Source organism: Oceanispirochaeta sp. (genome assembly GCF_027859075.1).
Taxonomy (GTDB): Bacteria; Spirochaetota; Spirochaetia; order DSM-2461; family DSM-2461; genus Oceanispirochaeta.
Genome location: NZ_JAQIBL010000109.1, coordinates 1 through 2,336, shown reverse-complemented (window position 1 = coordinate 2,336; position 2,336 = coordinate 1). Strand labels below are relative to the sequence as shown.

At 47.3% G+C, this 2,336-nt stretch carries 3 protein-coding genes; 2 read left to right on the top strand and 1 reads right to left on the bottom strand.

The features are described 5' to 3' along the window. Positions 1 to 1,581: FAD-dependent oxidoreductase (locus PF479_RS06390; RefSeq protein WP_298003737.1), on the top strand; the 1,581-nt coding region annotated here is incomplete at its 5' end. Between the two features lie 2 nt (positions 1,582 to 1,583). Here the strand turns inward: PF479_RS06390 and PF479_RS06385 are convergent. Beyond that, positions 1,584 to 2,009, bottom strand: a complete 426-nt coding sequence (locus tag PF479_RS06385) for a DUF1353 domain-containing protein (RefSeq protein WP_298003734.1) — start codon at positions 2,007 to 2,009, stop codon at positions 1,584 to 1,586. 127 nt (positions 2,010 to 2,136) lie between these two features. Between PF479_RS06385 and PF479_RS06380 the strand changes: the two genes are divergently transcribed. Beyond that, on the top strand, positions 2,137 to 2,336 hold a 200-nt coding region (locus PF479_RS06380), incomplete at its 3' end, for a hypothetical protein (protein WP_298003731.1).

The following is a 2,336-nucleotide window of genomic DNA, read 5'->3' as shown; positions in this document are numbered from 1 at the left end:
AACAGGATCAAAGCCTCCGATTCAGGATGCTCCTTCTGGTGGCTGGAATACGGCGGACGGATGGATACGGTTCATGAGAGTCAGGACATAAAAAAAGAACTGTGGAAAGTAACCTACGGGATCTGGGATTACATCAAAAACTCAGGAAAATTTCCAGAGGCGGAAAATTTGACTCTGGAGTGGGTCGGCATGATACCAGGCAAAAGAGAGAGCCGCCGCTTTGATGGAGACTACATGCTCCGTCAATCCGATATTATAGAGCAGAAGACCTTTGATGATGCCGTTTCATTCGGTGGCTGGGCTGTTGATCTTCATCCCGCAGACGGCGTCTATACGGACATCTCCCCCTGTAATCAATACCACAGCAAAGGAGTCTATCAGATTCCCTGGCGCTGCATGTACAGCCGGAATGTAGACAATTTATTCCTGGCGGGACGGCTGATCAGTGTCTCCCATGTGGCTTTCGGATCCACTAGAGTCATGATGACCAGCGCCCATGGAGCCCAGTCTGTGGCATTGGGAGCGAAGATTTGCCTTCAAAAAGGCATCAGCCCCAGAGAACTGGGTCAGACCGAAAATATTGAAGGATTTCAAAGAGAGCTCATCAGAACCGGACAGTTTATTCCCTTCCTTGATCAGAAAGACAAGGAGGATCTAATCCACAAGGCAGTCCTGAAAGCCTCTTCGGTTTTAGCATTATCTGAGCTTCCAGGAAGCGGTACTTTTGAGTTTGTTGATGATCCCAAAGGTATTTTGCTGCCCTTGCCATCGGGAAATCTTCCTATCATGGAGTTTACGATCAAATCAAAACAGCTTCAAATCCTAAGGGTTCAACTAAGGAAGGCTGTAAAAGTAGGGAATTTCAGTCCTGAAATTATTTTGGAAGAACAAAAAATCAGCATCAGTGCAGGTCAGAGCGATCTGAGAGTGAAACTTACATATCAGGAAGATAAGAATTTTTACGGACTCCTTACATTTATCCCGGAACATCCCTATGAAATGGAAACATCCTCTATTACCCTACCCGGACTCCTCAGCCTCTACCATGAACTGAATGACAAAGTGGCTAAGTCTGTTATTCAGGAAGCTCCTGAAGGCTCGGGTATTCATAGCTTTGAGTTCTGGCTCCCCCATAGAAGACCAATGGGGATGTTACCGGCGGTCAAGTTCTCAAGGGCTCTCAGAGCCTTTTCACCTGCCGGAGTGACCGGGGGTTATGAAAGACCCAGCCATCAGGATTTTGGATGGGTTCCGGATCTGGAAGACAAGACTCCCAGTTTAACAGCCCGGTGGAAAAACCCTGTGAAAGCATCAGAAGTGATCCTCTGTTTTGATACGGACTTTGATAATGCCATGGAGACGGTACAGGTGGGTCATGCCGTGAGGCATATGCCCAACTGCGTCCGCCACTTCTGTCTCAGGGATCAGAATGGTAGAATCCTTATGGAAGATAGAAATAATTATCAGAGCCGCAAGGTTCTGAAACTGGCAGCAGGGACGGAATTTAGTGAACTTAAACTTGAGATTCTGTCTACATGGGGCGCTCCGCCGGCGGTTTTCAGAATAAGAGTCCTTCCCTGAGATCAACCTTTTTCAAATTTTTTGCCTTTGACAGATTCATCCTTTTGAAGGGGTTCTTCTTTACGGTATTTGTTCCAGGGAGGACCCCCGCCGATTCTTAAAGCCAGCCAGCAGATGCGGGCCTGAAAGCGATTGGCGTGATGCTCTCCCGCCAGGGCGACCAGGCGCCACAGCTCGTCGGCATAGGCCCGGCTGACACCACCGTTGACATAGAGGTAGTCATGAACGACCCCGGCAATATCCACCTTGGACCAGCGCACCACAAAACGGCCGTACCAGGGGATGGAACTGAAATCGGTTGTATACCCATCCGATGGGATTGTGAACTCCTTTTTATCAACCGAAATTATAAAATCCCGGAGGAGTTTTCTCCTGCCGTCACTCAGACGCTCGGTCTGTAAGGGTCCGCTCAATACTTCAATACTCATTCGGTACTCTCCCCCATCTTTTCACAAATTCTTCAATGAACAATAAACTATTATACAGAAAAGCTCTTGTAATTCATTCCTTCCCGAATGAAAATAAGTTTAGGAATACCCACAGTCAGGAGTCATTATGAAAAAAGTCATCGTTTTTGCTTTTCAGGGAGAGCCCATCTGCTTTGCCCATGCCATGTTGAATGTTCTTAATCTGGATGAAAAAGGATATGAAACCGGTTTGATTATCGAAGGGAATGCCTGTTCCCTTGTGGGAGCCCTGAAAGAACCTTCCCATCCTCAGCACACTCTGTATACTAAAATCATTGCCAAGGGACT

Excerpts from the sequence above, each read along its gene's own strand:
- PF479_RS06385 (WP_298003734.1), bottom strand. The coding sequence starts at position 2,009 with ATGAGTATTGAAGTATTGAGCGGACCCTTACAGACCGAGCGTCTGAGT.